Origin of the sequence: Actinomycetospora callitridis, from assembly GCF_028737265.1 — a bacterium.
Lineage (GTDB): Bacteria > Actinomycetota > Actinomycetes > Mycobacteriales > Pseudonocardiaceae > Actinomycetospora > Actinomycetospora callitridis.
Map to the genome: position 1 here is coordinate 802,631 of NZ_JAQZAK010000002.1, position 24,508 is coordinate 827,138.

General features: G+C 73.7%; 22 protein-coding genes. 8 read left to right on the plus strand and 14 right to left on the minus strand.

Annotated elements, in window-relative coordinates; all coding sequences use genetic code 11:
- Window positions 1-19: 19 nt before the first annotated feature.
- A complete protein-coding gene (locus PH191_RS09710; RefSeq protein WP_274194376.1) occupies window positions 20-1,537 on the minus strand; it encodes a putative bifunctional diguanylate cyclase/phosphodiesterase in 1,518 nt (505 codons plus the stop codon).
- Window positions 1,538-1,882: 345 nt separating this feature from the next.
- Between PH191_RS09710 and PH191_RS09715 the strand changes: the two genes are divergently transcribed.
- Window positions 1,883-3,211 carry a competence/damage-inducible protein A gene (locus PH191_RS09715; RefSeq protein ID WP_274194377.1) on the plus strand — a complete coding sequence of 443 codons (1,329 nt, stop codon included), beginning with the start codon at window positions 1,883-1,885 and terminating at the stop codon, window positions 3,209-3,211.
- Window positions 3,212-3,277: 66 nt separating this feature from the next.
- Here the strand turns inward: PH191_RS09715 and PH191_RS09720 are convergent, their stop codons facing one another.
- Genes PH191_RS09720 through PH191_RS09755 form a run of 8 tightly spaced genes read right to left on the minus strand, consistent with a single transcriptional unit; the run spans window position 3,278 to window position 12,804 of the window.
- On the minus strand, window positions 3,278-4,087 hold the full coding sequence (locus PH191_RS09720) for an alpha/beta hydrolase (protein WP_274194378.1): 810 nt from the start codon (window positions 4,085-4,087) through the stop codon (window positions 3,278-3,280).
- Complete coding sequence (locus PH191_RS09725) at window positions 4,084-4,905, minus strand: alpha/beta fold hydrolase (protein WP_274194379.1); 822 nt, start codon at window positions 4,903-4,905, stop codon at window positions 4,084-4,086. The genes PH191_RS09720 and PH191_RS09725 overlap by 4 nt, the downstream gene beginning before the upstream one ends.
- Window positions 4,902-6,347: a wax ester/triacylglycerol synthase domain-containing protein gene (locus PH191_RS09730; RefSeq protein ID WP_274194380.1), complete on the minus strand. Its 1,446-nt coding sequence runs from the start codon at window positions 6,345-6,347 to the stop codon at window positions 4,902-4,904. The genes PH191_RS09725 and PH191_RS09730 overlap by 4 nt, the downstream gene beginning before the upstream one ends.
- Window positions 6,344-7,750, minus strand: coding sequence for a 1-acylglycerol-3-phosphate O-acyltransferase (locus PH191_RS09735; RefSeq protein ID WP_274194381.1), 1,407 nt, complete (start codon window positions 7,748-7,750; stop codon window positions 6,344-6,346). The genes PH191_RS09730 and PH191_RS09735 overlap by 4 nt, the downstream gene beginning before the upstream one ends.
- Window positions 7,731-9,995 (minus strand): glycerol-3-phosphate 1-O-acyltransferase, encoded by a 2,265-nt coding sequence (locus tag PH191_RS09740; protein ID WP_274194382.1) that lies wholly within the window; start codon window positions 9,993-9,995, stop codon window positions 7,731-7,733. Before PH191_RS09740 ends, PH191_RS09735 begins: the two co-directional genes overlap by 20 nt.
- Before the next feature lie 44 nt (window positions 9,996-10,039).
- Window positions 10,040-11,323, minus strand: coding sequence for a cytochrome P450 (locus PH191_RS09745; protein ID WP_274194383.1), 1,284 nt, complete (start codon window positions 11,321-11,323; stop codon window positions 10,040-10,042).
- Window positions 11,320-12,609: an NAD(P)/FAD-dependent oxidoreductase gene (locus PH191_RS09750; protein ID WP_274194384.1), complete on the minus strand. Its 1,290-nt coding sequence runs from the start codon at window positions 12,607-12,609 to the stop codon at window positions 11,320-11,322. Before PH191_RS09750 ends, PH191_RS09745 begins: the two co-directional genes overlap by 4 nt.
- A gap of 3 nt (window positions 12,610-12,612) precedes the next feature.
- The gene (locus tag PH191_RS09755; RefSeq protein ID WP_274194385.1) at window positions 12,613-12,804 is read right to left on the minus strand and encodes a ferredoxin; all 192 of its coding nucleotides are present in this window, start codon (window positions 12,802-12,804) and stop codon (window positions 12,613-12,615) included.
- Window positions 12,805-13,039: 235 nt separating this feature from the next.
- On the opposite strand from PH191_RS09755, the gene PH191_RS09760 reads away from it, so the two are divergent.
- Together PH191_RS09760 and PH191_RS09765 are read left to right on the plus strand one after the other, a co-directional pair.
- Window positions 13,040-13,888 (plus strand): crotonase/enoyl-CoA hydratase family protein, encoded by an 849-nt coding sequence (locus PH191_RS09760; RefSeq protein WP_274194386.1) that lies wholly within the window; start codon window positions 13,040-13,042, stop codon window positions 13,886-13,888.
- Between the two features lie 260 nt (window positions 13,889-14,148).
- The gene (locus PH191_RS09765; RefSeq protein ID WP_274194387.1) at window positions 14,149-15,210 is read left to right on the plus strand and encodes an IS110 family RNA-guided transposase; all 1,062 of its coding nucleotides are present in this window, start codon (window positions 14,149-14,151) and stop codon (window positions 15,208-15,210) included.
- 67 nt (window positions 15,211-15,277) lie between these two features.
- On the opposite strand, the gene PH191_RS09770 is transcribed toward PH191_RS09765, so the two are convergent.
- Window positions 15,278-15,889 (minus strand): TetR/AcrR family transcriptional regulator, encoded by a 612-nt coding sequence (locus tag PH191_RS09770; protein WP_274194388.1) that lies wholly within the window; start codon window positions 15,887-15,889, stop codon window positions 15,278-15,280.
- 109 nt (window positions 15,890-15,998) lie between these two features.
- Here PH191_RS09770 and PH191_RS09775 point away from each other — a divergent pair, with 109 nt between their 5' ends.
- Window positions 15,999-17,549 (plus strand): acyl-CoA synthetase, encoded by a 1,551-nt coding sequence (locus tag PH191_RS09775; RefSeq protein WP_274194389.1) that lies wholly within the window; start codon window positions 15,999-16,001, stop codon window positions 17,547-17,549.
- Here PH191_RS09775 and PH191_RS09780 read toward each other — a convergent pair.
- Complete coding sequence (locus PH191_RS09780) at window positions 17,546-17,698, minus strand: hypothetical protein (protein ID WP_274194390.1); 153 nt, start codon at window positions 17,696-17,698, stop codon at window positions 17,546-17,548. The genes PH191_RS09775 and PH191_RS09780 overlap by 4 nt on opposite strands.
- Window positions 17,699-17,876: 178 nt before the next feature.
- Here PH191_RS09780 and PH191_RS09785 point away from each other — a divergent pair, with 178 nt between their 5' ends.
- Window positions 17,877-18,716, plus strand: a complete 840-nt coding sequence (locus PH191_RS09785; RefSeq protein ID WP_274194391.1) for an alpha/beta fold hydrolase — start codon at window positions 17,877-17,879, stop codon at window positions 18,714-18,716.
- 138 nt (window positions 18,717-18,854) lie between these two features.
- On the opposite strand, the gene PH191_RS09790 is transcribed toward PH191_RS09785, so the two are convergent.
- Window positions 18,855-19,223 (minus strand): hypothetical protein, encoded by a 369-nt coding sequence (locus PH191_RS09790; RefSeq protein ID WP_274194392.1) that lies wholly within the window; start codon window positions 19,221-19,223, stop codon window positions 18,855-18,857.
- A 155-nt stretch (window positions 19,224-19,378) separates the two neighbouring features.
- On the opposite strand from PH191_RS09790, the gene PH191_RS09795 reads away from it, so the two are divergent.
- Both PH191_RS09795 and PH191_RS09800 read left to right on the plus strand, forming a co-directional pair.
- Entirely contained in the window at window positions 19,379-19,957 is a 579-nt protein-coding gene (locus PH191_RS09795) for a CGNR zinc finger domain-containing protein (protein WP_274194393.1), read from the plus strand.
- A 368-nt stretch (window positions 19,958-20,325) separates the two neighbouring features.
- Entirely contained in the window at window positions 20,326-20,766 is a 441-nt protein-coding gene (locus PH191_RS09800) for a hypothetical protein (RefSeq protein WP_274194394.1), read from the plus strand.
- Window positions 20,767-20,881: 115 nt separating this feature from the next.
- On the opposite strand, the gene PH191_RS09805 is transcribed toward PH191_RS09800, so the two are convergent.
- Both PH191_RS09805 and PH191_RS09810 read right to left on the minus strand, forming a co-directional pair.
- A complete protein-coding gene (locus PH191_RS09805) occupies window positions 20,882-21,421 on the minus strand; it encodes a hypothetical protein (protein ID WP_274194395.1) in 540 nt (179 codons plus the stop codon).
- Between the two features lie 48 nt (window positions 21,422-21,469).
- Window positions 21,470-21,829, minus strand: a complete 360-nt coding sequence (locus PH191_RS09810; RefSeq protein ID WP_274194396.1) for a cupin domain-containing protein — start codon at window positions 21,827-21,829, stop codon at window positions 21,470-21,472.
- Between the two features lie 1,452 nt (window positions 21,830-23,281).
- On the opposite strand from PH191_RS09810, the gene PH191_RS09815 reads away from it, so the two are divergent.
- Window positions 23,282-24,502 carry a hypothetical protein gene (locus PH191_RS09815; protein ID WP_274194397.1) on the plus strand — a complete coding sequence of 407 codons (1,221 nt, stop codon included), beginning with the start codon at window positions 23,282-23,284 and terminating at the stop codon, window positions 24,500-24,502.
- The last annotated feature ends 6 nt before the right edge of the window (window positions 24,503-24,508 follow it).

Below are 24,508 nucleotides of genomic sequence, written 5' to 3' on the forward strand. Positions count from 1 at the left end.
CACAGCTTACCCCCCGCGGTCACGCGATCAGAGTGCGGGGTCCCGGGGCCGCACCGGGCTCGTCGGGGTGCGCCTCGAGGGATTCCAGCCAGCTGTCGAAGCACCGTGCGGGCAGCGGACGGGACACCAGGTAGCCCTGGGCGACGTCGCAGCCCATCTCCGCGAGGGTGGCGCGCACGGCGGCCTGCTCGACGCCCTCGGCGACGACCGTGAGGCCCAGGGTGTGGCCCATCTCGACGATCGCGCGGACGACGGCGACGTCGCCGTACTCGGTGCCCATGCCCAGCACGAAGCTCTTGTCGATCTTGACCTGGTCGACGGGGAGCCGGCGCAGGTGGGCCAGCGACGACTGGCCGGTGCCGAAGTCGTCGACGGCGAGGTGGCAGCCCAGCGCGTGCAGGCGGCGCATCACCGGCAGCGCGATCTCCCGCTCCGAGGAGACCCCGGACTCGGTGAGCTCGAGGGTGAGCAGCTCGGCAGGGACACGGTGGGCCGCGAGCAGGGTGGCGACCTCCTCGGGGAAGCCCGGCGTGCCGAGGTTGCCGACCGAGACGTTCACCGCGACGGACAGCCGCATCCCGCGGTCGAGCCACCGTCGGGCCGCGGCGAGGGACTCGTCGAGCACGAACGTCGTGAGCTCGGCGATCTGGCCGGTGGCCTCGAGGACGGGGACGAACTCGTCGGGCAGCAGCAGACCCAGTTCCGGGTGGTCCCAGCGCGCGAGCGCCTCCACCCCGACGACCGTGCGCTCGCCGAGCGAGACGACGGGCTGGAAGTCCACCCGCACGTCCCGGCGCCCGACGGCCGCGGAGAAGCCCCGGATGAGGCGCAGGCGGCGAGCCGCCCGCTCGCCCATGCTCGGCTCGTAGCAGCGCACGGCCTCGACCCCGTCGCGGGTGGCGGCGAGCGCGACGTCGGCGCGGCGCAGCAGGGCCGCGGTGCGCTCGGGGCCCGCCGGGACGTCGGCGAGCCAGGGGCCGTCGGCGGCGATGCCGACCACCACGGGCGGCTCGAACCGCACGCCCTCGACGACGTAGGGCGCGAGGAGGCGCTCGCGCAGCTCCTCGCCCGCCCGGTGCGCGTCGTGGCCGTCGACGCCCGGGATGTGGACCGCGAACGTGTCGCCCTCGAGGCGGGCGGCGACGAGCTCCCGCCCCGTCAGACTGGGCAGCCGCACGTCGACGAGACGCTCGGTGGCGAGGCGGACGAAGACCTCGCCGCGGGCGTGCCCGAGGGTGTCGTTGACCTGGTCGAGCAGGCTGAGATCGACCACCGCGACCGCGCCCCCCGCCCCCGTGACCGCGTGCAGGAAGCCCTCACGGTTCCGCAGGCCGGTCAGGGGGTCGTGGTGGGCGTCGCGACGGAGGCGCTCGGCGAGCGCGGCCGCCTCGACGTCGTGGCGGTGGCGCCGGACGCGCTGGACCAGCAGGCCGACGACGGCGGCGGCGAGCATGAGGAGGAGCAGGGCGGCGACGATCAGGACCCACAGCGCGGGAGCCGGCGAGGCGACGGCCGACGCGCCACGAGCCGGGGTCACGTCACCACACCCTTTCCGGTCGCGCCGCGACGACGAGCCGCCAGCAGCGGAGGGACGACGAGCCGCCAGCGGCGGAGGGTCGCCGGGGTAGCGCACCACATCGTCGTCTCGTTCACCCTACGCAACAAATCGTGGCCAACCGACGGACGGGGGATTCACTCCTCCGGCCCATCATGCACCTCATGTGACCCCCAACGATGACCGACCGACACAGGTGCGCCCGCACGTCCGACACGTCCGTGTCGTGGAGATCCGGGCGGCGGCCGTCCACCCCGCTTCGCTGCGCCCCCGGCCGCGAGCTCTGGTGGGATGAGCGGGGGACGACCGATCGGACAGGGGTGCGGCGTGACCGACGACGGGCAAGGGGCGCGCACGGGCGTGCGGGCCGGGATCGTGGCGACGGGCAGCGAACTGCTGACCGGGCGCATCACCGATCGCAACGGCCCCTGGGTGGCCGAACGGCTCGGCGAGCTCGGGGTAGAGGTGTCCCACCTGCTGCTCGTCGGCGACCGGGCCGAGGACATGGCCGCCGCGCTGCGCTTCCTCGCCGGCGACGGCGTCGACCTCGTCGTGACCACCGGGGGCCTCGGCCCGACCGCCGACGACCTCACCGGCGAGGTGGTCGCCGCCGAGACCGGGCGCCCGCTCGAGCTGGACGAGCACATGGAGAAGGTGGTCGGCGACATCATCGCGAAGTTCGCCGACCGGCTCCGCTGGGACGCCGACGCCCTCGCCGCCGCCAACCGCAAGCAGGCGATGGTGCCGCGCGGGGCGACGCCGATCCGCCCGGCCGGCACCGCGCCGGGACTCGCCGTCCCGCCCGACGACGAGCGCGGCGGGCCGACGGTGCTGGTGCTGCCGGGGCCGCCGCGCGAGGTCCGCGCGATGTGGGACGACGCGCTGGCGACGGAGCCGGTGAGCAAGGTCCTCGCCCGCACCGAGCCCTACGCCGAGACCCACCTGCGGCTCTTCGGGGTGCCCGAGTCCGAGATCGCCGCGACCCTGCGCGACGTCGGCGAGCAGACCGACCTGGAGCCGCTGGAGATCACCACCTGCCTGCGTGACTTCACGCTCGAGGTCGACCTGCGCCACGCCCCCGGCTCCACCGCGGGGGCGACGGCCCGCGACGCGGTGCTCGCCGAGATCGACCGTCGGCACGGGCACACCGTCTTCTCCCGCACCGGGCAGTCCATCGACGAGCTGCTGTTCGACCTGCTCGACGGGCAGGTCGTGGCCACCGCCGAGTCGTGCACCGGCGGCCTGCTCGCGGGGCGTCTCACCGCGCCGGCCGGGGCGTCGGCGCACGTCGCCGGCGGCATCGTGTCGTACTCGAACGACGCGAAGGCCGACCTGCTCGGCGTACCCCGCGAGCTGATCGAGACCCACGGCGCGGTGTCACCGAAGGTGGCCGAGGCCATGGCCGACGGCGCGCTGGCCCGCTTCGGCGCGACGGTCTCCGTCGCGATCACCGGCGTGGCCGGCCCCGGGGGCGGCACCGAGGCCAAGCCCGTCGGCTACGTCTGCTTCTGCGTGCGCACCGCCGACGGCCGGACCCTGGCGCGCGACCCGGTGCTGCCCGGCGAGCGCGGGGACATCCGCGAGCGCTCGGTCGTGCTCGCCATGCACCTGATCCGCCGCGTCCTCACCGGCGACGGGGAGCCCGCGCCGGTCTGACCCGCACGCGAGTGATCGACGGAAGAATACGGACACTGGGTGTCAGCGGCGCCACGCCGCCGACGTCTACGCCACGCGAGCGACGAACGCCGACACGTCGTCGAGGAACTCGTCGCGGTTGGTCTCGTTGAGCACCTCGTGCCGGGCGCCGGGCTCGATCCGGGTGGTGACGTCGCTGCCGGCGAGCTTCTCCATCACCGGCCGGGTGGAGTCCAGCGGGACGAGCTGGTCGTCCTCGCCGTGGATCCACAGCACGGGCAGCTCCGCGAAGCCCGGACCGGCCGCGATCGCCTCGACGGCCGCGACGAACGCCTCGAGCGTCGGGCGCTTGAACGGCCCGTGCCACACCAGGTCGTCGGACTCGTAGTCCGCGCCGACCGCGGGGTCGCGGGAGAGCACCGCGGGGTCGATGGGGACGTCGGGGATCTCGTCGTACTCGAGCAACCCGAAGATGCCCGGGCTGCCGCCGACGACGGGGCCGGTGAGCACCAGGCCCGCGAGCACGTCGGGGTAGCGCTGGGCGTAGCGCGCGGCGACGAGGCCGCCCATGGAGTGCCCGAGCAGCACGATCGGCAGGTCGGGGTGCTCGTTGCGGGCGGTGCGGCGGACCTGGTCGAGGTCCTCGACGACGTCCTCGACGTCGGCGACGAGCACCCGCTCGCCCTCGGAGCGGCCGTGGCCGAGGTGGTCGGGCGCGTAGACGACGGCCCCGTCGCCGGCGAGGCGGTCGAGCACGTGGGCGTAGCGCCCGGAGTGCTCGCCGTAGCCGTGCGCGACCAGCACCACGCGGCGCGGCGCGCCCTCGGGGTCGCGACGGCGGACGACGACACGACCGTGCGTGCCGCCGAGCTCCAGGTCGGTCTCGGTCCCGATCATGCTGAGGTCTCCTCGCGAACGCTGGGTTGGGCGGTGGTGACACCGAGGACGGTGCGCACCACCAGGTCGGGGTCGTCCCACATCGGCACGTGGCCGACACGGGGCAGGCGGACGAACTCGGCGCCGGGCAGGCGCGCCCGCAGCGTCTCGCCGTGACGCCGCCACGGGATGAGCCGGTCGCGCCCGCACCACGCGACGCGCACCGGGCACGGCAGCTCCGCGAACGACGCGAGCCCGCCGTGCTCGGCGGCGCCGTCGAGCAGCTCGTGCAGGATCACGCAGCCGCCGAGGTCGTCGATCAGGTCGGGGACGTCGGCGGTCGGCACGCGGTCACCGCGCTCGAGCACCCGGCCGAGCAGCAGGCGCCGCACCCGGGGCCGCGCCGCCAGCACGCGCACCGCGGGCGAGCCGCCGAGCGCCGAGCCGAGGCGGAACGACCACACCAGCCGGCGCAGGTCGAGCCGTGTGCGCCAGCCCCCGGCCGGCGACAGCGCGACCACGGTGCGGGCACGCCCACGCCGGGTGAGCTCGAGGGCCACCCAGCCGCCCAGCGAGTTGCCGACGAGGTGCGCGGTCGGCATGCCGGCGGCGTCCATCAGGGACTCGACGTCGTCGACGATCCCCTCGACCCCGACCGGCTCGCCCTCGGGCCACGGCGCCCCGCCGCGGTGCCCGATCATCGTCGGCACGAGCACGTCGTGGTGCTCCTCGAGGCCGGAGAGCACCGGGCGCCACGCCCGCCACGACATGCTCGCGCCGTGCAGCAGCACCAGCGGCTCGCCGCGCCCGCCCCGGTACGGGCCCTCGGGCGCGCTCACGTGCGTCCCAGGGCGAGCACCTCGTCGAACCCGTCCGCGAGGTCCTGCTCGAAGCCGGGCAGATCGGTGATCGACGCGGCGTCGAGGTTGGCGGCCACGCAGCACGTCGGCCCGTGGGTCAGCATCGCGATCATCGCCGCGCAGCCGGGCAGGGGCGCGAACGGGTAGCTGCGCACGATCCGCGCGCCGGCGAGGTAGATGTCGCCCTGCAGGCCCGGGATGTTGCTGGCCTGCAGGTCGTTGGCCCCGGTCGCCGCGCCCGCGCCGAGGCCGGTGATGACCGAGCCCGGCAGCCGCGCGAGCCACGGCGTCACGACCTCGACGCTCTCCAGCGCCGGCTCGGCGAGCGCGGCCTTCATGCGCCGCCGGACGTCGACGATCCGGGCCGCCGGGTCGACGATGCCGACCGGGGCCGAGAGCCGGGCGGGCGCGAAGTGGTTGCCGCCGGCCTCGTGCTCCTCGCGGCGCACCGACACCGGCAGCGTCACCGGCATCAGCCGCTCCGGGGGCAGCGGGTCGCCCTGGCGGGCCGAGTAGCGGCGGAACGCGCCGAGCAGCGACGCGAGGTAGGAGTCGTTGATCGAGCCGCCGGCCGCCTTGCCCGCCGCGCGCAGGTCGGCGAAGGGCACGTCGAGGGTGCGGAAGCGCCAGGACGGGCTCCGGTGCGCGAGCACCGGCAGCGGCGGGGCCGGCGGCGGCGAGAGCACCCGGCGCGCCGAGACGACGTAGCCGAGGGCGTCCCGCACGGCGCGGTCGGGACGGACCAGCGACGCCGCCATCCCGAGCAGCCCGCGCGCCGCCCCGCCGACCAGTCCGAGGTCGCTGCGGACCTGGCGCGCGAGCTCCTCGGACAGGGTCGGGGCCTCGCCCGTCGGCGCGGGCGGCTGGGGCTTGTCGGTGGTGGGCTCCCGGGTGCGCGAGTGCAGCCCGGCCAGGAGCTGCGCGAGGCCCATGCCGTCGGAGAGGACGTGGCTGAGCTTGAACAGCAGCGCGGCCCCACCGTCGGGCAGGCCGCCGACCAGCGTCGCCTCCCACAGCGGGCGCGACGGGTCGAGCGGGGTCATCGCGGCCTGCTCGGCGACCGTGAACAGGCCGTCGGTGCCCGCGCCCTCGGGCAGCCGCAGGCGGCGCAGGTGGTAGTGCAGGTCGAAGTCGGGATCGAGCGCCCAGTGCGGGGTCCCGGCACCGAGGAACGGCGTGACGATCCGTTCCCGGAACCGGGGGACCACCCGCGAGGCCCACTCGGTGGCGGCCACGAAACGGTCCCAGTCGGGCTCGCGGTCGAGGGTCTCGACGATGACGACGGTCGAGCGCATCCGCGGGTCGACCTCGACGCGCCACATGAGCGCCTCGAAGCCGGTCATCTCCTCCGACCGGGACCACAGGAGGCTCCCGTCGGCGCTGCGGGGCGGGGTGGGGTCGGGGGTCACCGACGGGCTCACGGGGCGCCTTCCAGGGTGGCGACGAACCGGTTCCGCACGTCCTCGACGTGCTCGGTCATCGTCGCCACTGTCCACGACGAGGTGTCGACCGGCGGCAGGACGTCGACGTGCACGGTGCCTCCCCGCAGGGTCTGGTGCCCGCGCCACATCACCTCGCCGGCGTCGTGGATGACGATCGGCACCATCGGCACGCCCGCCTGCATCGCGATGTGGAAGGCGCCCTTCTTGAACGGCCCGAGCCGCGGGGTCGGCGAACGGGTGCCCTCGGGCGCGATCGCCAGCGACCAGCCCTCGTCGCGCATCTTGCGCACCGCCGGCTCGAGGGCCTCCTTCGACTGCCGGGCGTTGCCGCGCTCGACGAAGGCGACTCCGGCCAGGCTGAACATCTGGCCCCACAGCGGGATCGAGGCGGCCTCCGCCTTGGCCACGCCGGTGAAGCCCCCGCGCAGCAGCTTCATCAGCAGGGCGACGTCGAGCTTGGACTGGTGGTTGAAGACGAAGACGCACGGCCGCGCCGACCACAGGTGCTCCGCACCGCGCACGTCGACGTCGATGCCGGCGAGCGCGAGCCCGAGGTCCCCGGTGACCGACGAGGCGAGGTCGACCATGTGCCGCCGCGACCGACGCGCGAGGCCGACCGCCGCGCCCGCAGAGGCGCCGCCGAGCAGGGCGCCGTAGAACCCGGCCGTGCGCAGGACGTCGCCGGGGGTGGCGAGCGCGCCGCCCCGCTCGGCGACGGTGAGCACCGGCCGGTCGCCGCACGTCGTCTCCCGCGGTGTCACCACCAGGGGCCGCTCGCCCGCGTCCAGCAGCGCCGACGAGCACGGGCCCGCGTAGACGAAGGTCGGCCTCCGCCCGTCGAGGGCCGCGGCGAGGGCGGCGGCCTTCGCGCTCCCGTCGTCGTCGACCAGCACCGGTCCGGCGACCTCCCCGCTCAGCGTGCCGTCGCGGACGTCGACCTCGGTGGTGACCAGCTCGTCGGCAGCGAGGTCCTCGGCGAGGGGCGCGAGCACCGGCCGGGGCGCGTGCCCGGTGACCACGACGCGGTGCCCGGCCCGACGGTGCTCGGCCACGAGCGACCACATCTCCGGGCGCAGCGCCGCCCCGAGCTCGTCGCGGTGCAGCACCCGCGCCCGTCGGGCGACCGTGTCCTCGTCCTGCCCGGCCCAGCCCGCGACGAGACGGCGCACGGCGGCCTCGTCGTCGCCCGCCCCCGCGACCAGCGCGATGTCGGCGGGCAGCGCGCGCCAGGACGTGCGCCCGGAGCGCAGGGCCTCGCCGGCGTGCGCGGCGACCGCGGAGGCGTCCAGCAGCGCGGTCTCGTCGACGACGGCGACGCTGCCCGACGGCGCGGCCCGGACCGAGGCCCGCCGGGCGTCGAGCTCAGCGCTGGGCAGGGGCATCGAAGACCTCCGAGCGGAGTGCGTGCTCGCGTTCCGCGACACGGCGCAGCTGGTCGCGGACCCCGGCGACCTCGTCGCGCCAGGCCGCCCGCGCCGCCGGTGTCGCGTCCACCCCCAGCAGTGCCCGGTTCTCCGCCGCGCGCAACGCGGTGGAGAAGAGCTCGCGGGACACGACGTCGGCACCGTGCAGGCGCTGCTGGCGCCACCACTGCTGCCCGAGGCCCGTGCAGGCGTCGAGGAAGGGTCCCCGGTCCTCCAGGGCCCCGTCCTGCTCGGCGAGCACCGTCGCCACCACCCACTGCGACTCGACGAACGGCAGCAGCGTGCGGGGCGCGACGAGCAGCTCCGCGCGGCCCAGCATCTCCGCCGCACCGCCCGGCGTGCCGAGGACGTCCTTCCAGTCGGGGGCGAGGCGGTCGAGCTCGGCGAGCAGCTCGTCGCGGTACTCCCGCTTGCGGGAGAAGAAGAAGTCGAACTTCAGCAGGTCGCGCAGCTCGAGGGCCGTCCCCCAGCACGCCTCGAGGGCCTCGTCCTGGGGGAGGTCGGTGTCGACGATGGTCAGCAGCGCCATCTCGAGCACGGCCCGGGTGAGCAGGTGGTGGAGCACCCCGTTGCGGTAGAAGGCGGCGACGTGGTGACGGTCGGAGTCGATCGACCACACGGCCTGCGGTCCCCCGTCGAAGCGCTCGGCGACGCCCACCGAGACGAGCCGCTCGAGGGTGTCCTCCAGGGCTTCGTCGGACCCGAGGTCGCCGATCGCCGGCACGCGCTCGAGCAGCCGGCGCACCGGCTCCACGACCGCGCGGACCTGCTCGAACGTCAGCGCCCGCCCGCCGGCGCCGAGCAGCGCGAAGGTGACCACCGACGTCGGCGTCACAGGGGTGGCCCGGTTGATGCCGACGGCGATCCGGAACGCGACCTTCTCGAGCTGCGAGCGCCCCTCGCCGGCCTCGTCGAGCGCCGCCCGCAGCGGGAGCGGCTCGCCGAAACGGACCCGGGCCGAGCCGATGCGCCGCTGCTGGTCGCGCATGTAGCCGGCGAGCCAGCCCAGGCCCTCGGCCTTCTTGCCCGCCCCGCCCTGCTCCGCGGCCAGCGCGCCGACCTCGTGGAGCTGGTCGTAGTGCAGCGACACGGGCACCAGCAGCGGGTCGCGGCCGGGCGAGTCCGGCTCGAGCTGGGCCGCCGCGTCGACGAGGTAGCGCAGCAGCCCGTACTTCGGCGGGCGCAGCTTCCCGGTCCGCGTGCGGCCGCCCTCGATGTACCACTCGAGGTTGAAGCGCTTGTCGAGCAGGTGGCCGAGGTACTCGCGCACCGCGAACTTGTAGATCGCGTCGTCGCCGAAGCTGCGGCGGATGAACACGATCCCGGCCCGGCGCCCGAGCGTGCCGAGCGGCCAGAAGGCGAGGTTGTCGCCGCCGAGGACATGGTTGCGCGGGAAGTCGTGCGCGTGGAGCACCTCGGCCAGCACGAGCGGGTCGGCGTAGCTGCGGTGGGAGGGCAGGAAGATCAGCGGACGCCGCCGGCCCTGCTCGCGCAGGCGCTCCAGGCTGGAGGTGTCGACGTCGACGTCCCAGGCCTTGCGGTGCAGCGGGCTCATCACCGACCGGAAGGCCTCGATCGCCGGCGGGCTCTGCACCGCGGCCATCTCCTCCAGGCAGTCCGACGTCTTCGCCAGCACCTCGTCGGGCGTCAGGCCGAGCTCGCCGGCCAGGTCGGCGGCCCGGCGGGCGACCGCCGTCGACGCGACGATCTGCTCGGCCATCAGCCGAGGCACCTTGTAGCGGTCGCCGGTCAGGCGTCGTTCCGCGCGGTCGCAGGCCAGGGTCGCGCGGCGGCGGACGAAGGCGACGAAGCCCGACCCGTCGGGCGAGCCCACCTCCTGGTCGCCCTCGCGCCGCAGGTCCGACAGCGTCGCCGCGTCACCGGCCACGACGCGCGCACGGTCGGCCGACCAGCCCCGGAGCCGGGCGCGCGCGTGGCGCACGCCCCGGCGCCGCGGGCTCAGCGAGAACAGGTCCGAGAGCGACGGCTCGTCCGAGGAGGCGCGCTCGTCGGGCGGCCAGACGACGCGCACCGGCACGACGGTGGTGTCCGGCGCCGCGGCGTCGAGGGCGCCGGCGAGCTCGCGGGCCCCGTCCGGGACCACCTGGGCCCGGCCGTCGCCGTACGTCGACTCCGTCCACTGCCGCACCAGCTCGCGCTCGGTCCGGGACTTCGCGCCCGAGAGCACCAGCGTCCGCACCACTCTGTGCTCCTGCCTCCACGCGCCCCCGGGAGGGGACGCGAGCGTCAGCCCCGGATCGAGCAGGGCATGGTCTTCACCGCGTGCACGAAGTTGCTGCGCAGGGTCTCGGGCTCGCCGACCGTCAGGTCCGGGACCCGGGTCAGGAGCTGCGAGAAGATCTGCCGCAACTGTGTGCGCGCGAGCATGTTGCCCATGCAGAAGTGTGGTCCGCCACCCCCGAAGCCGACGTGGGGGTTGGGGTCGCGGGAGAGATCGAAGCGCAGCGGGTCGGTGAAGACCTCGGCGTCCCGGTTGCCCGACTCGTAGAACATGACGACCTTGTCGCCCTCGGCGATCGGGGTGCCGCGCAGCTCGGTGTCTCGGGTCGCGGTGCGCCGGAACGTCACCACCGGGCTGGCATGTCGGATGAACTCCTCCACCGCCGTCCTCGCCCGGCCCTCGGGGTCCTCGGCGAGCCACGCGCGCTGGTCCGGGTGCTCGGTCAGCCGGCGCACGGAGTGGGCGATCGTGTTGCGCGTGGTGTCGTTGCCGGCCACCGAGAGCAGCACGAAGAAGGCGCCGATCTCGTTGTCGGTGAGGCTCTCGCCGTCCACCTCGGCCTGCACGAGGTTGGTCATGAGGTCGTCCTGCGGGGCCCGGCGGCGGGCCTCGGCGAGCTCGAGCGCCGGTCCGAGCAGGGCCATGAGCGCCTGGCCCGCGGCCTGCAGCGGGTCCTCGAGGCCCCGGTTCTGGAGCACGTCCGGGTCGTTCGTGGCGACGAGGAGGTCGGCCGCCTCGGCCAGCGACTCCTGGTACTCCTCGGGCGCGCCCATGAGGTCGAAGATTGTGCCCATCGGCAGCCGCTTCGCGACCAGCTGAACGAAGTCGCCGTCGCCGTGGTCGAGCAGCTCGTCGACGATCGACCGGGCCCGTCCCGCGATCCTGTCCTCGAGGCGGCGGACCTGCTTCGGCGTGAACGCGGCGCTCACGATCTTGCGGAGCTTGGTGTGCCGCGGCGCGTCCATGGCCAGGAACGACTGGCTCGCCTCGAGGAGCTCCGCCGGCGCGTCCTGGAACTGCGTGCCCTGCCCGGAGCAGAAGAGCTTCGGGTTCTTGCTGACGTGGCCGATGTCCTCGTGGCGCACGACGGCCCAGAACCCCGGGTCGTCCTCGCCGGGCATGAGCATGCCCTCCGGCGGGCGATGCCAGGAGATCGGACGCTCGGTCCGGAGCTCGGCGAACGACGCGTCGCGCTCGGCCATCGGCCGGCCCCAGAACTCCAGGGACGACAGGTCGACCGGGTCGAGGTCCGGCCCCGGGGTCGTGGCCGTGCTCGTGGTGGTGGTCATGCGTTCGCCCCGTCCTGTGCCGTCTCGGCCGCCGTCGCCGCTGCCGCCTCGGCCGCCTTCGCCGCGGCCTGCTCGCGCCGCTCGGCGGCGAGGGCGAGCGCGGCGTCCCAGCCCTCGCGCTTGCCGATGAGACGGCGGTACTTCATGACCTCGGCACGCATGTCGACCGCGAGGGCGCCGACGATCCGGTCGTGCGCCCGGTAGAGCGCGGTGAACGGGCCGCCGTCGGCGTCGTCGCCCGCGACGACCTCGACGTGGTCGCCCGCCGCGACACCGACGAACTGCACCCGGCTCGCGTACCAGTCCGACCAGAAGTACGGGACGGTCTCGTAGACCTTGGCGTTCTCCGGGTCCACGGCGTTGCGCGCGGCGTAGCGCCCCTGCTCGGCGGCGGAGGTCCAGTGCTCCAGGCGCATCGGGCCGTCGAGGACGTCGTCGAACAGCGCGTTCGGCCAGCGGGCGACATCGCCCGCGACGTAGACGCCCGGCGCGGCGGCGAGGCGGGCGTCGGCCACCACGCCGTCGTCGACGGTGAGGCCGGAGCCCTCGAGCCAGCCGGTGGTCGGCTGCGCGCCGATGCCGACGACGAGCAGGTCGGTGTCCAGCTCGGTGCCGTCGCCCAGGCGCACGGCGCGCACCCCGCCGTCGTGGTGGAGGACCTCGTCGACGGCCACCCCGGTGCGCACCTCGGTGCCGTGACGCTCGTGCAGGCGGGTGAGCGCGCGGCCCATCCGCTCGCCGATCGCGCGCACGAGCGGGGTGTCCATCGCCTCGAGGATCGTCACCTCGAGGTCGAGCGAGCGGGCGACCGCGGCCACCTCGGAGCCGATGAAGCCCGCCCCGACGACGGTCACCTTCCGGTTGCCGTCCCGCAGGGCCCCGCGCAGCCCGATGGCGTCGTCGAGGGTGCGGACGACGTGGACGCCCGCGAGCCCCTCGGTGCCGGGCAGGGTGCGCGCGTGCGCCCCCGTCGCGATCACCAGGCCGTCGTAGGGGATCGCGCGGTCCCCGACGGTCACGGTGCGCGCCGAGGTGTCCAGCGCCGACGCCGGCGTCCCGAGCACGAGCTCGACGTCGAGGTCGTCGGCGAAGGTCGCGTGCTCCCGGTAGCGCGGATCGGGGCACTCCTCGGCGGCGAGGTACTCCTTGGACAGCGGCGGCCGGTCGTAGGGCAGGTGCTCCTCGGCCCCGACCAGGGTCACCGTCCCGTCGAACCCGTCGCCGCGGACGGCCTCCACGGCGCGCAGGCCGGCGAGGGACGCCCCGACGACCACCAGGTGCGTCACCGCTCAGGACTCGAGCGAGAGCGCCTCGGTCGGGCAGGCGGCGACGGCCTCGCGGACCTCGTCCTCCTGCCCGTCGGGCACCTCCTCGGCGTGCAGGATGAGCGAGCCGTCGTCGTCCACCTCAAACACGTCGGGCGCCAGGGACTCGCACATCCCCATGCCGGTGCACTTGTCCCAGTCGACTTTGATCTTCATTGGGGTGGCCCTCCCCCGGGTCGGCGTCCTCGGCGACGGAGCTCTCGGCGAGCCCGCACCCGGCGCACCATAACGTGCGTGATGCTACGCCGCGAGACCTGCGTCACCGACTGATCACTCCACGTCAGCACCGGCGGGACTGCCGGCGTCGTGCCAGCCTCGTGTCAGCCTGGGGGCCACGCTGGCGTTGGACGTCAGGAAAGCCCCCACTGGACCCGGCGAGAGGAACACGCACGTGAGCACGCTCGACCTGGACGCGCCGGCCACCCCCACAGCATTGTCGGTGACCCACGACGGCGGGGTCGCGACGGTGCGCCTCGAGCGCCCCGAGGCCGCGAACGCGCTCGACCGCACGCTGTGGCGCGAGCTGCGCGACACCTTCACCGTGCTCGACGCCGACCCGGGCGTGCGGGTCGTCGTGCTCGCCGGCGCCGGGAAGCACTTCTGCGCGGGCATCGACCTCTCGATGCTCGGCGAGATCCAGGGCATGGCCCCCGACGGCGCCGACCCCGGCCGGGCGCGCGAGGCGCTGCGCCGGCTGATCCTCGACCTCCAGGACGTCCTCACCACCGTCGAGCGCTGCCGCGTCCCCGTCCTCGCCGCGATCCAGGGCGTCTGCGTCGGCGCCGGCCTCGACCTCGCCGTCGCCTGCGACCTGCGCTACGCGACCCCGCGTACGAAGTTCTCGCTCAAGGAGGTCGACATGGGCCTCGCCGCCGACGTCGGCGTCCTGCAGCGCCTGCCCCGCATCGTCGGCGAGGGCCGGGCGCGGGAGATGGCGTACACCTGCCGCGACGTCCGCGGCCCCGAGGCCGAGACGATGGGCCTGGTCAACGCGTGCGTCGAGGCCGACGACCCCGAGGCCCTCGTCGCCCACGTCCAGGAGATCGCCCGGGGCCTCGCCGCGAAGTCCCCGCTCGCGATGCGCGGCACCAAGCACGCGATCACCTACGCCCGCGACCACTCCGTGGCCGACGGCCTCGACCAGATCGCCACGTGGAACGCCTCGGCGCTGATCTCCGAGGACCTCACTGAGGCCGTCACCGCCTTCAGCCAGGGACGCGCGCCGCGCTACGCCGACTGACTGTGAGGGTCAGTTCTCGCTGGCCCTGGTGGTCATGGTGGGCTGGTGATCAGCAGCAGCGGGTGTGACCCTCCGACTGACTGGCGTGATGCCTGCGAGGCGACATGTCCGCCTGCTGCTGCTGGTGTCGGCCCGGCCGGAGTGGTGGCCTGATCAGGAGCTTGACCCCCGAGTAGCCGCTCGGGGTGTCCCATCACAGTCCTGCCCGTTCTCCGAACCGGACCGGCGTTCACAGTCGCGTCCACGCGTCAGGAGAACGCATGTCCATGCTGGCAGAGGTCGTCGAGCTCGTCATCGGAGTCGACACCCACACCGACACCCACACCGCCGCGGTTGTCGTCGCGGCCACCGGGGCGTTGGTCGAGACCGTCACCGTGTCCGCGGACCCGGAGGGCTATCAGAGCCTGCTGGCGGTGGCCGAACGTCACCGCGGGTTGCGGGCTTTCGCCGTCGAGGGTGCCGGCGGGTACGGCGCCGGATTGACCCGCCACCTCGCCGCGGCCGGTGAGGTCGTGGTCGAACTCGACCGCCCGGCGCGGCCCGCGCGTCGTGGTGGTCGTCGCTCGGACCCGTTGGACGCCGAGCGCGCCGCCCGGGACGCGCTGGCCCGCACCCGCCTGGCCGCGCCCAAGACCGGGCCGCAGCGCGGCGCGCTGCAGGCCTTGCTGACCGCTCGACGTTCGGCGGTCGACGCCGCCACCGACGCCGGGCGCCAGCTGCGCGCGCTGGTCGTCACCGCCCCCGAAGCCGTCCGGGCCCGGTTCCGCGGGCACCGCAGCACCCGCGCCCAACTCGCCATCGCCGCCGGGCTACGCCCCACGACCTGCAGCGGCGACGTCGAGGTCGTCACCACCCTGACCGTGCTGCGCGGTCTCGCCCGCCGGGTCCGTGCCCTCGAGGCCGAGGCCACCGACCACGAGAAGGCCATCCGCACAGTCGTCGCCGCCTGGCACCCGAACCTGCTCGAGCTGCCCGGCATCGGCCCGATCAACGCCGCCGTCGTCCTGACCGCCTGGTCGTACCCCGGGCGCTGCCGCGACGAAGCCGCTTTCGCCATGCTCGCCGGCGCCGCCCCCATCCCCGCCAGCTCGGGTCGCACCGTGCGCTACCGGCTCAACCGCTCCGGAAACCGCCAACTCAACCGGGCGCTGCACTCGATCGCCCTCTCGCGGCAGCGCTACCACCAGCCCACCCGCGACTACACCAACCGACGCCGCTCCCAAGGCAAGACCGACCGCGAGATCCGCCGCTGCCTCAAGCGCTACATCGCCCGACAGCTTTACCGTCAGCTAGAACCCCTAGGAGGGGTTGACGAACCATAGGAGCGTCGCACCTGCGGTGCCAGCCCTGCGTCCACGCTTGCACTGAAGGCCAGGAAATCCGCGTCGATCACTGCTCCTCGTGCGCCGCCGTCCGCCACGGTGCGACGGTCGCGGCAGGGGTGACGGCGGGATCCCAGGCGCCGTCCGCGTGCGCCCGCACGAGCAGCTCGAACTCGTCGAGCAGCGAGGACAGCTCGACCGGGGTGACGCCCGCGATCTGCTGGTGGCCCGCCAGCACCGCCACCCCGAGGGAGGCGAGCCGCTCGCGGAGCGCGTCGTCGGCGATCACCGACGCGAGCACGTCGCCGAGCGCGCGCACCCGGCCGCGGTCCACCGCCCGCTGCGCGGCGTCGACGATGGGGTCGACCGTCGCCCAGGCCCGGATTGCGGTCTCGGCCTCGTGGGGCACGGTGAGCGCCAGGTACTTCATCCGCGTCACGCGCTCGAGGGCGTCGTCGGAGGCGTTCACCAGCTCGACGAGACGGGCGGTCTCCTCACGCTCCCAGTGCTCGAGCAGCGCGGCGACGAAGCCCTCCCAGCTGCCGAAGTGGTGGTAGAAGGACCCGCTGGTGACCCCGAGCGCGGCGCACAGGCGCCCGATGCGCAGCCCGTTGCGGCCCTCGCGGGCGAGCAGGCGCAGGGCCTCCTCGAAGTAGGCCTGCGGGGTGGCGGTCGGCATGACTCCCGGCACCCCCACCTCGACGCGAACGCTCGGTTCCCCTCCGAGCACACCGTAATCTACTCTACGGCCCGCCGACCCCGGTCTCGTGATCGCTGAGGAGACGACGATGTATCCCGGCACCTTCGCCGCCACCCACCCCGACCGCCACGCGGTGATCATGGCCGAGACCGGCGAGGGGCTGACCTACCGTGAGCTCGAGGACGGCTCGGTGCGGCTGGCACGCACGCTGCTCGACCACGGCCTGCAGCGCGGCGACGTCGTCGCCCTGCTCAGCGACAACCACCCGCGGGTGTTCGAGGTCTACTGGGCCGCTCAGCGCGCCGGCCTGCTCGTCACCGCCGTCAACCACCACCTCTCCCCCGACGAGGCCGCGTACATCGTCGACGACTGCGGGGCCCGCGCCCTCGTGGTGTCGGCGGCGAAGGACGAGCTCGCCCTGGCGATCGTCGACGCGACCCCGGGCGTGACGCTGCGCCTCGCCTTCGGCGGCACGGTCGCGGGGCACCGGGACTACGACGAGGTCGTCGGCCCGCAGAGCCCCGAGCCGCTCGCCGACCAGCCCCGCGGCGGCGACATGCTCTACAGCTCGGGCACCACCGGGCGACCGAAGGGGATCAAGCCCAACCTCGTCGAGCGCCAGATCGACGAGCCCGGCGACCTCTACATCGCGGTGTTCAAGCCGATGTACGGCTTCGGCGAGGACACCGTCTACCTCTCTCCGGCGCCGGTGTACCACGCGGCGCCGCTGCGCTTCGGGGCCACGATCCAGTCGACCGGCGGCACCGTCGTGATGATGCACCGCTTCGACCCGGAGCAGGCCCTCGCCGCCATCGAGCGCTACCGGGTCACCCACAGCCAGTGGGTGCCGACGATGTTCGTGCGGATGCTCAAGCTCCCCGACGAGACGAAGCAGCGCTACGACGTCTCGAGCCTGCGCGTCGCGATCCACGCCGCGGCGCCGTGTCCCGTCGAGGTCAAGCAGGCCATGCTCGACTGGTGGGGCCCGGTGCTCTACGAGTACTACAGCTCGTCCGAGGCCAACGGGATCACGTTCATCGACCCGCAGCAGTGGCTCGACCGGCCCGGCTCGGTCGGGGTGGCGGGTCTGGGCACCATCCACGTCTGCGACGACGAGGGCCGCGAGCTCGCCCCGAACGAGGTCGGCACCGTCTACTTCGAGCGCGACCGCGTCCCCTTCGCCTACCACAACGACCCCGACAAGACCCGGGGCGCGCAGCACCCCGAGCACGAGACCTGGACGACCACCGGCGACCTGGGCTACGTCGACGCGGCCGGCTTCCTCTTCCTCACCGACCGGAAGAGCTTCATGATCATCTCAGGCGGCGTGAACATCTACCCACAGGAGATCGAGGACGTCCTGACGCTGCACGACGCGGTCTACGACGTCGCGGTGATCGGCGTGCCGGACGACGAGATGGGCGAGTCGGTGTTCGCCGTCGTCCAGCCCGCCCCCGGCACCGAGCCCTCCGAGGCGCTCGCCGAGGAGCTCCTCGAGCACGTGCGCGGCCGCATCGCGCGCTACAAGACGCCCCGGCGCCTGGTGTTCACCGACGACCTGCCGCGCACGCCGACGGGCAAGCTCGTGAAGCACCGCCTGCGCGAGCGGTACGCGGCGGGCGAGTTCGCCGTGGCCTAGAAGAGCGAGCGGAAGAACGTCGCGATCGACGACAGCGCGTCGCCGATGATGGCCAGGATCGACTGGACGACGTCGGCCGCGCCCTCGGGCTGCGAGATCACGAAGAAGAGCAGCACGGCCACGACCACCAGGATCAGGAACCGCCTCAAGCCTGAAGACATCTGTCCCTGCCGCTCCCGTGCACCCGCTCCGCGCCGCATCTCCGGTCGGATGCGACGAGTACCGACCGTAACGCGACCGCCTCACCCGAGGGTCCTCCTTCGACGGAGTGTCGCGAGGTAGCCGCAAGATCGACGTGACGGCGCCGGCGCGGCACCATCCCGGGCCGTGGACTCCTTCACACGCGACGGCCTGCGCTTCGACGTCACCGAGCACGGCCCGCCCGACGGCACCCCGGTGCTGCTGCTCCACGGCTTCCCGCAGACCGCGGCGAGCTGGGAGCCCGTGGCCCGCCGTCTCGCCGACGCCGGCCATCGCGTGCTCGTCCCCGACCAGCGCGGATACTCGCCTGGCGCCCGGCCGGCGGGGCGCCGCGCTTACCGCGTCGAGGAGCTGGCCGCCGACGCCGTCGCCCTCGTGGACGCGGCGGGCGGCGGGCCGGTGCACGTCGTCGGCCACGACTGGGGAGCGATCGTGGCCTGGGCGCTCGCCGCGCTGCACCCCGAGCGGGTGCGCACCGTGACCGGGGTGTCGGTGCCGCACCCCGCCGCGTTCCTGCGGGCGATGCGGTCGAGCCGACAGGTCGCACTGTCCTGGTACACGTACCTCTTCCAGCTCCCCGAGCTGCCCGAGCGGTTCCTGAGCCGCCCGGGAGCCTTCGTCCGGGCGCTGCGGCGGACCGGGCAGACCGCGGAGCGGGCCCGGCGGGACGAGGCCGCGCTCGCGTCCCGGGGCGGTCTCCGCGCGGCCGTGGCCGGGGGCGTCAACTGGTACCGGGCGACGCCGCTCTGGGAGCACCCCGGCCTGCCGATCCCCGTCGAGGCCCCGGCGCTGATGGTGTGGAGCGACGGCGACACCGCGGTCTCACGGGCGGCCGTCGAGGGCAACGCCGCGTGGATGCGTGGGCCCTACCGTTTCGAGGTGTTCTCCGGGGTCAGCCACTGGATCCCGGACGAGGCCCCGGACCGGCTCGCGGAGCTCGTGCTGGAGCACATCTCGGAGCGGTGAGGTTAGGGGGTTCCGGGAGCGCGGGGGGATGCGCTCCCGGAACCATGGTCGGCCGAGGGGGGCGCGGCCGACTGCTCCATGTTACGGCCGGTGTGCCGTTCTCAGGGGTGCGTTATGCCACCCTCGGTGAACGGTCCTTCAGCCGACGAGGTCGAGCCGGCCGTCCCCGCGGTGTCCGAGGGCGATGTCCAGGGGAGGTGTGGGGTCATCGCCAGGGAGGAAAGGGCGATCGGATCTCCCGTATCGCAGCAGGGAGTTCCGGTGCGCCACGATCGCGGTCGCCAACGCGTGGGCGTGGGACTCGGCGTCGGGGGCGTCCTCACCCGAGACCCGCTCCACCGCGCGGCCGAGCACCTCGGCCAGGCGGGCGAGCTCGTCGAGCACGTCCGCGGACCAGGTGAAGTGATCCGTACCGTCCGGTCGCAGCGTCCGCCCGTGGTCGTCGAGGTGCCGGAGCGCCTCGGTGGCCTGCCGGGCGAGCGCGACGCCTGCGTTCTCAACCGTCACGACGCTGCTGTACCCGGACCCCGGCGGCCCGACGCGCTCCGGGGCGGACGAGGCATCGCGGTGCCCCGGACGGGCGCCCTCCGTCGACCGGCGGTCGTGCGAGGCTCAGGGGTATAACCTCGGTTCACCGATTACGGGCGCGGAGGAGGTGCAGGGTGCGGGTCGATCTCGACGACTACGTGAGCGGCGCGACCCTGGCGACGGAGCTGGTCAACACCGCCCCCGGGGTCTGGCACGGCGAGGACCAGCTCGACGGCGTCCCCGCACTCGTCCGCTTCCTCGCCGAGCACGGCGTCGCCGCGGAGCACGCGCCGACGGTCGACGACCTCGAGGCGGTGCGGGCGCTGCGCACGCCCGTGCGCGAGGCGATCGAGGCGGGCGAGCGCCCGGACGGCGAGGCCGACGTGGCGGCGCGCGCCGGGGCGCTGGTCGCCCGGGCGGGCGGCCCGCCGTCGCTCGCGCGCGACGACGACGGGCGCTGGCGGTGGACGGTCGCGCCCCGAGCGGACGCCACGCTCGCCGAGCGGCTCGCGCTCCTGGCCGGGGTCGGCCTGCTGGGCGTGGTGCGGGTGCTCGACACCGACCGCTTCCGCGACTGCGCGTCACCGACCTGCTCGGGGGTCTTCGTCGACACCAGCCGTGCCGGCCGACGGCGCTACTGCATGCCCGATCTCTGCGGGAACCGCGCCCACGTGGCCGCGCACCGCGAACGGCGGAGGTCAGGCGAGAAGTAGAGGGCCGGTCTCGCTCCTGATCGGCTCCCCAGCGGACAGGAGCGAGACCGGCCTTCCGGAACGGTCACGCGGCGAATCCCCCGAAGAAATCGCCGTGACCCGTTGCACACGGGGTGTCCTCACCTCCCGGGGCGGAAACCGGTTCGGCGCCGATGAATCGGTTCAGCGGACGCGATCAGCGACACGTGTTTTGCTGCACAGCCGAGGTGGGACGCGGGAGCGGGCAGCTCGCCGGATCGGACCGGAGCGCCCGGGTCACGACTCCAGCGCCGGCCCACGGAAGCATGGGGGTCCGCAGGGCTTGGCGAGCACGTGACGTGGCGCCACACTCCGCCTGCCACCACGCATGTGCCGGCCCTGGGGGGATCGTGAACACGAAGATCGAGACGGCGGGACGGGTCCTGGCCGGACTCCTCGGGTTCGTCCTCCTCGCGACCGGCGCCGTGGCGACCTTCATCGCCGGCACCAACAGCATCGGGCTGGGATTCATGCTCGCCGCCGGAGCGATCCTGACGATCCTCGCCGCCACGGGAGTCCTGCCCCAGAAGTTCAGCATCTCCAAGGACAGCATCGACATCGCCTACAAACAGGGCGCGGAAGAGGGCTCGAAGAACACGAAGGACGCCACCAAGGACGCGCTGACGAAGGCCACGGCGGCGGATTCCGACCTCGCCTCGGAGCTGGCGAAGCTGGACGACCCGCAGTCGATCGGCAAGGTCCTCACGAGCCACCTGAACCACGCGATCGACGCCGACGTGCCCGAGCCCGCCGAGACCGCGAGCATGCTGGCCGGGCGGCGTCTCGTCTAGCCGATCTGGCGTCGCTCGGCGCTCTCCAGTAGGGCGTGCGGTCGTCTCGAGGACTCGAACGATCGTGGTCGATCACCAGGTGGTTCCGTCGTCCGCGCCGGCCTGACGCTGTTGATCACGGCCTAGGCGGTGACACGCGGACGTCTCCGCTCGCGCCCGCCAGCTCGGTCTCCAGGCGTTGCCACCGGGCGGCCATCGCGTTGTTCCAGAGCGCGACGACGAGCACCAGGGCGACCGCGGCGAGGGGAATCCCGATCGGAGCGGTCGGCTGCATGAGAAGGAAGCCCTGCATGAGAGCGACGGCGGGCAGGGTCGGCGCGGCGTCGTGGGCAGCTCGGGCGCGGTAGGCCGCGTATCGCCGAGTGACCTCGCCGAGGCGGGCCGGAACCGACTCGGGGTGTCGCCACGCGCGTCGCACGATGCGCCGGTCCTCGCGCGGGAGCCGTCGAGCTGCTCGCCGTGCCGCCTGGTCGCTCCGGACGTGGGGCACCGTCCGCGCGATCAGCACGACGAGCACGAGGAGCCCGACACCGACCGGGGCGAGCTGGACAGCGGCAGGCAACGGCTCGGCACGTTCGCGGGCCAGCCCGGCCGCCACCAGGCACACACCGACGACAGCCCAGAGCCCGAGCTGCACACGCGTCGTCGCCGGCATCGGCCCCTCCTGTCCCTCAGGCGTCCGTCCCGCGGGATTCGCCCCGGATCAGCTGTAGAGGTCGTTGCCGCGCGAGAACTCGACGAAGGTGCACGGCTCGTCGCCGACGCTCCAGGCGTCGTGGCCGGGCGGCAGAAGCATCACGTTGTGCGGCCCGAACTCATCCTCGGACCCGTCGTCCATGACGACGTGCAGGGTGCCGGACAGCACCAGGGCCACGTGGGGCAGCTCGCAGGACTCGGTGCCCATGTCCGGCTTGAGGTCCTTCGACCACTTCGCGCCGACTCCGAACGTCACCTCGGTGACGCTGACGCCGTCCAACTCGACCGTCTTCTTCGAGATGGCCCCGTGAGTGTCGGCCGGGGCGGCAGCGAGGTCGCCCTTCTGCATGCCGGTGGTCGGGTTCATCACGTGGCTCCTCGTTCCGAGGTCGTTCTGACCCGGCAAATCATGCCCGCACCCGTGCAGGGTCCGCGATGGATGTGGTGCTTGCGACCGCAGCAGTGATGCTGGCCCAGCGGTTCGAGGCCACTGCCGTCGGCGGCGGCTTGGGAGCCGACGCTTCCGCAGGTCAACGCGGCTCTCAGCCGATGTGGCGCCCCTCGGCGTGCTCCCAGTAGGGCTTGCGGAGGTCCTTCTTGAGTACCTGACGGCCCACGTCCGGGCAGCGGTCTCACCTGCGGGAACAAGGGCTGTTGACGATCATTGTGACCGGTCTGTTCCGTGGTGGTTCCGCGCGCCGTCGATGGCCGACGTAGCCAGCCGCTGTCAGATCGGGTTAGGACCCACCGGGAGCGAGCCGGTTCGGCGACTCTGGTCACCCACGTTCAAAGGCCGCGCGCCGCGCTTCCAACTCATCGAAGCACGAGTGGCAGCGCCAACGCCCCCCGTACGCCGCGCCGTCCTTCCGGCAGACGCCGTGTCCGCAGTAACTGCAGACTCCCGAGGCGCGCGCGCCACAGGAGCAACTGTTCGGAGCGGGCCGGGCTGGCGACGGCGAATCGCAGTACCGGTGGCCGCATCGACCTTCGATCGGGGTGCCAGTTCGAAGGTCGACGTCGACGACCGCGCGCGAAGCGCACTCGAACAGCCCACCGCCCAGATCGTGGCGGACGGAGCCCCTGCACCGTGGACAGCTCAACCAGGCCCCCCGTCTGACTCCTTAGAGTTCGCTCTCGGCTCAGTGTCCGTTACGGGCACTTCCCGTAAGCGGGCCGGCCTCGGGGTCTCTCCCTCGGCGGCGCGGGCTCTGCCCTGCCGGGCCGCTCGTGCGGGTGCAAGCGCCCCGGTCGTCGATGGCCGGCGCTCACGTTGCTCGGTGGCGCTTGCGGCTGTGCGGGCGGTCTGGCAGCCCTCGGGCGCGTCGTCGTGGGTGAGGCCCCGCCCCAGCCACCACCACCCCCCCGCCCCGGAACTCGTCGCTGGTGGGGACTCTCCTGAGGTCGGTGCCCGGGTCCAGGGCGGAGCGCCTGGCCGCCGGAGGCTCGTCCTGCTCCCGGCCGCCGCCATGGTCCAGGTCCTCGCTGTCGCCGTCGTGGTGGCCGGCCCGGGGGTCGGCCGCGCGCCACGGGACGAAGACAGGAGTGAGAGCGTGGCCGGCCCGGAAGGGCCGGCCACCGCCGGCGCGCCAGCGCCGGCTCTGACCGCTGGTGGTGCTCGGTGAGCGGGCGGGTTCTCGGTAAAGGGGTAACAGCTCTTCGACCCGGCCGGCGCCGCCGCGAGGACCACACCCCCGACCGCCGCGGTCCAGGGCGGGCTCGTGGTGCGGGCAAGGGCGCCGAGGCCGTCGAGCGCCAGCGCCAGGAGCGCTCGCAGGCTCGTCGCCGGGACCGCTGGGCCCGCCGCCGCCAGCTCCGGAAAGTGTCGCAGCTCAAACGGGTCCGCGAGTGCGGCCACAAGATCGGCGGTCCGGACGCGGGTCCGACGCTGGGGGTGATCACGAACAAGGACGGCACCCGCTCAGCAGCCTATGGCGGGCTCAAGCACTGCGGGTCGGTCTGGACGTGCCCGGTGTGCGCGGTCAAGGTCGCCACCCGGCGCGCTGACGATCTCGCCGCGGTGATGCGCGTCGTGCACGAGCGAGGCGGGTCGGCGTTCATGCTGACGCTGACGATGCGCCACGCCCGCGGCGATCGCCTCGGCCTCTCGACTGCCGAGCGGCGTCGGCGGGACCTGCTCGAGGAACGCCGCACTGATCGTGAGGTCGCGGAGGCCAACGGCTGGGATGTCGATGAGCGTGCCGCCGAAGCCGAGGAGATCGAGCTCGCCGGCATCAAGGCCTGCGAAGGCTGTTGGGACGTCCTGGGCTACGCCTGGGCCTCCGTCACCAGCGGCTCCACCTGGGTGAAGGACTCCGCCCTGTTCGGGGGGCTGCTGGGTTGGGCGCGGGTCGTGGAGGTCACTGATGGCGCCAACGGCTGGCATGTCCACGTCCACGCGCTGCTGTGCTTCGCCGACGACGTCTCCGCCGAGCTCGTCGCCGCCGGCGTCGGCGCGCGCATGTTCGGCCGCTGGCGCCGCGCGCTGGAGCGCAAGGGCTTCGACGCCTCCGACGCCCACGGCTGGGACCTGCGCAAGGCCCAGCTCGGCGAGGGCGACCTGGCCGACTACTTCACCAAGATGGCCCACGAAGTCACCGGCGCCCCCGGCAAACATAGTCGCGCCCGCGGTGGTCGCACCCCTATGCAGCTGCTCGCCGACGCCGTCGACACCTACGAGGCATCGGTCGTGGCTCGATGGTGGGAGTGGGAGGAGGCGTCGGACGGTCGGCGCCAACTCACCTGGTCTCGTGGCGCGCGGGACTTGCGCGCCCTTGCCGGTCTCGACGAGGAAGCCACCGACGAGGAAGTCGCGAGGGAAGATCGGGGTTCGGACGTGCGTCTCGGGCTAGAGCCTGACACCTGGAACTGGCTCACGGCTGGGCACCACGAAGTCGCTCTCCTGGAGGCGACAGAGACTAGCGGCCTGGCTGGAGCCCAACGATGGCTTGACGAGCGAGGCCTTGCTTACACCGAGGCGCTCGCAGCAGCGCGACCTGCCAAACGGTACCCTACTGCACGGCTGGCTGTTCCTGCACCGTGACGTACT

Coding starts and splice junctions, on each gene's coding strand:
- PH191_RS09720 (WP_274194378.1), bottom strand. CDS start 4,087: ATGATCGGGACCGAGACCGACCTGGAGCTCGGCGGCACGCACGGTCGT.
- PH191_RS09735 (WP_274194381.1), bottom strand. CDS start 7,750: ATGCCCCTGCCCAGCGCTGAGCTCGACGCCCGGCGGGCCTCGGTCCGG.
- PH191_RS09745 (WP_274194383.1), bottom strand. CDS start 11,323: ATGACCACCACCACGAGCACGGCCACGACCCCGGGGCCGGACCTCGAC.
- PH191_RS09755 (WP_274194385.1), bottom strand. CDS start 12,804: ATGAAGATCAAAGTCGACTGGGACAAGTGCACCGGCATGGGGATGTGC.
- PH191_RS09765 (WP_274194387.1), top strand. CDS start 14,149: ATGTCCATGCTGGCAGAGGTCGTCGAGCTCGTCATCGGAGTCGACACC.
- PH191_RS09770 (WP_274194388.1), bottom strand. CDS start 15,889: ATGCCGACCGCCACCCCGCAGGCCTACTTCGAGGAGGCCCTGCGCCTG.
- PH191_RS09775 (WP_274194389.1), top strand. CDS start 15,999: ATGTATCCCGGCACCTTCGCCGCCACCCACCCCGACCGCCACGCGGTG.
- PH191_RS09805 (WP_274194395.1), bottom strand. CDS start 21,421: ATGCCGGCGACGACGCGTGTGCAGCTCGGGCTCTGGGCTGTCGTCGGT.
- PH191_RS09810 (WP_274194396.1), bottom strand. CDS start 21,829: ATGAACCCGACCACCGGCATGCAGAAGGGCGACCTCGCTGCCGCCCCG.